At 75.9% G+C, this 3,228-nt stretch carries 2 protein-coding genes; both read left to right on the top strand.

The annotated features are described in order from the left end of the window. Nucleotides 1-414 precede the first annotated feature (414 nt). Nucleotides 415-2,370: a 4-alpha-glucanotransferase gene (gene malQ, locus KME75_RS40645; RefSeq protein WP_219420322.1), complete on the top strand. Its 1,956-nt coding sequence runs from the start codon at nucleotides 415-417 to the stop codon at nucleotides 2,368-2,370. Nucleotides 2,371-2,374: 4 nt separating this feature from the next. Further along, on the top strand, nucleotides 2,375-3,142 hold the full coding sequence (locus tag KME75_RS40640) for a 2-keto-4-pentenoate hydratase (protein ID WP_219420321.1): 768 nt from the start codon (nucleotides 2,375-2,377) through the stop codon (nucleotides 3,140-3,142). Nucleotides 3,143-3,228 lie beyond the last annotated feature (86 nt).

Raw genomic sequence — 3,228 nt, 5'->3', positions numbered from 1 at the left:
GCGGGCGGCGCGGCGCCGACGGCGCCCGCCGCGGCCTCGGCGCGGAGCCGGACGAGGTCGGCGACGGTCCTCGGCCCTTCCACCACGGCGGGCCTCCTGCGACTGCGCGCGGCGATGGCGACGAGCACGACGGCGGCGAGCACGACGAGAACCAGCCCGACCAGACCCAGCGTGCTCATATCGGCACTCTCCGCTCCGTCACCGCCACGTACGCATCCCGCGGCGTGACGATCAGGCTGCCGGAGTCGGCGTGAACTCACCTGCGCTGCGGGAGTACCGGGCAGGAACCTAGCACCTCGTCGTCGCCGGATCGGGTAGCGGTAGCGAGCGTGTTACCCCTGGTCACCATCCGCCGCGGTGCAGCGGGAAGCTGTGCGGGGAGTAGACGGGGCTCGACCGGGGGAACGGAGCGGTGTGGACACGGAGCTGAGCGAGCTGGCAGCGGCGCACGGCGTGGCGACGGAGTACCGCGACGGGCAGCGGAGGCGGGTGGAGGTGGACCCGGACGTGGTGGTCCGGGTGCTCGGCCTGCTCGAGGTGGACGCCACCACGACCGAGTCCCGGCACGCCGCCCTGGCGGCGGCGCGCGCGGAGGCGGCAGCGGGCCGGCTGCCCGGCACGATCGCGGCGCGGACCGACCGGACCCGTCCGCTGCCCGTGCCGGGCGTGCTGGTGGACGACCGGGGGACCCGCCGGGACGTCGCCGAGATCCCGGCGGGCCTGGAACCGGGCTGGTACCGGCTGGAGACGGACGCGCAGGAGGTCACGGTCGTCGTCGCGCCGCCCGCGCTGGCCGAGACGCCGCGGTCGTGGGGCTGGATGCTGCAGCTCTACGCGCTGCACTCGGCGGGCTCGTGGGGCATCGGCGACCTGGGCGACCTGCGCGGCTTCACGGAGTGGACGGGCGCCGAGCACGGCGCGGACGCGGTGCTGCTGAACCCGCTGCACGCGATCACGCCGGTGCCGCCCGTCCAGCCGTCTCCGTACACGCCGTCGAGCAGGCGCTTCGGCACCCCGCTTGCGCTGCGGATCACCGACCTCGAGGCGTACGCGCGCGCCGACGGGCCCACCCGGGCCGAGGTCGACGCGCTGCGCCCGGAGACGGCGGGCGGGCGGATCGAGCACGACCGGGTCTGGGCGGCGAAGCGTGCCGCGCTGGAGCTGCTGTGGCGCGCCGAGGGCCGCCCGGAGCCGCGGGACGCCGACGACGACCTGTGGGAGTTCGCCACGTTCTGCGCGCTGGCCGAGCGCCACGGCGGCCGCTGGAGCCGCTGGCCGGAGGACCTGTGGCACCCCGGCGCGCCCGGCGTCGCCGCGGCCCGGAAAGAGCTCGCGCCGCGGGTGGCGTTCCACGCGTGGGTGCAGCAGCAGGTGCAGCAGCAGCTCGCCGGCGTCCGCGAGACGGCCCGCGCCGCGGGCGTGCGCGTGGTGCACGACCTCGCGGTCGGCTGTGACCCGGAGGGTGCGGACGGCTGGGCGCTGCAGGATGTGCTGGCCCTCGGCGTGCGGGTGGGCGCGCCCCCGGACGCGTTCAGCCAGCAGGGCCAGGACTGGGGGCTGCCGCCGTGGCGCCCGGACCGGTTGGCCGCCACCGGGTACGCCGCCTACCGGGACCTGCTGCGCGCCCTGCTCCGGCAGGCCGACGGGCTGCGCATCGACCACGTCGCGGGGCTCTGGCGGCTGTGGTGGGTGCCGCCGGGCGAGTCCGCGGACCGCGGCACGTACGTGCACTACGACGCGGAGGTCATGCTCGCCGTCCTCACGCTGGAGGCGCACCGCGCGGGCGCGCTGGTGATCGGCGAGGACCTCGGGACGGTCGAGCCGGAGGTGACCGAGGCGCTCGCCGAGCGGCGCATGCTCGGCTCGTCGGTGCTGTGGTTCACCCGCGACGAGGACGCGCCCGGTGAGCCGCTGCTGCCGCCGGACAGCTGGCCCGAGGATTCGGTGGCCACGATCTCCACCCACGACCTCCCGACGGCGGCGGGGTTCCTGCGCGGCGAGCACGTGCGGGCCCGCGCCGAGCTCGGGCTGCTCGACGACGTGGCCGCCGAGGAGTCCAAGGCGGAGATCGACCGGTTGGAGCTGGTGGAGCTGCTGCGCGCGGAAGGGCTGGTCGCCGGCGAGCACCCCGGCGAGGACCAGCTCATCGTCGCCCTGCACGCGCTGCTCGCCCGGAGCCGGTCCCGCCTCGTGCTGGTGTCGCCGTACGACATCGTCGGCGAGGTCCGCCAGCCGAACCTGCCCGGGACGGTCGACGAGTACCCGAACTGGCGGCTGCCGCTGCCGGTCTCGCTGGAGGAGCTGCGCGACGACCCGCGCGTGCGCGTCGTCGTCGACCAGCTGCGGCTGCGGCGGGGTTCGGCAGGATGAGGGCATGACCGACATCGACGCCGCCGCCGATCTCGTCTGGAAGGCCTGGACCAGCGGCGACCGCATGGAGACGCTTCCGGAGCACGCGCGGCCCCGCGACCTCGCCGAGGGCATGGCGGCCCAGTTGCGCCTGGCCGAGCACGCGGGCGCGAGCTACGGCTGGAAGCTGGCGGCGACGTCGGCGGCGGGCCAGGCGCACATCGGCGTCGACGGCCCGCTGCCCGGCCTGCTGTTCGACCGCTTCCGGCACCAGCCCGGCGACCGACTTCCCTCGGCCGACCTGCACATGCGCGTGGCCGAGGCCGAGTTCGCGTTCCGGATGGCAGCCGACGTCCCGGCCGGCGCGCCGGCCGCCGACGTCCTGGCCGCGGTCGGCGGGCTGCACCTGGCCGTCGAGGTCCCGGACTCGCGGTTCACCCGGTTCGAGACGGTCGGCGCGGCCCAGCTGGCCGCCGACTGCGCCTGCGCGAGCCGGTTCGTCCTCGGCCCGGCGGTTCCGGACTGGCGCGGGCTGGACCTGTCCACATGGGGGACGGCCCTGTGGATCAACGGGGCCGAGGCGGCTCGCGGCAGCGGCGGGAACGTGCTCGGCGACCCCTACGCCGCGCTTCTGCGGCTCGCCGCCGAGCTGCCGGCGTACGGCAGGACGCTGCGCGCCGGCGAGGTGATCACCACCGGCACCACGACCACGCCCGTGCCGATCGGCCCCGGCGACGAGGTGCGCGCCGACTTCGGCGAGCTCGGCGAGGTCTCCTTCTCCTTCGCAGCCTGAGCGAGCGGGCGCGCCGCCAGGAGGCCCCGAGAAGTGGCAGGAAAGCCACGTTCCTGTCGTTGAACGTCAGGAACGTGGCTTTCCTG

It is taken from the genome of Pseudonocardia nigra, from assembly GCF_019396355.1.
In the GTDB taxonomy this organism is placed as follows: Bacteria; Actinomycetota; Actinomycetes; order Mycobacteriales; family Pseudonocardiaceae; genus Pseudonocardia; species Pseudonocardia nigra.
Note: the sequence above shows the minus strand (reverse complement) of the source record. Positions and strands in the feature narration are given on the sequence as shown.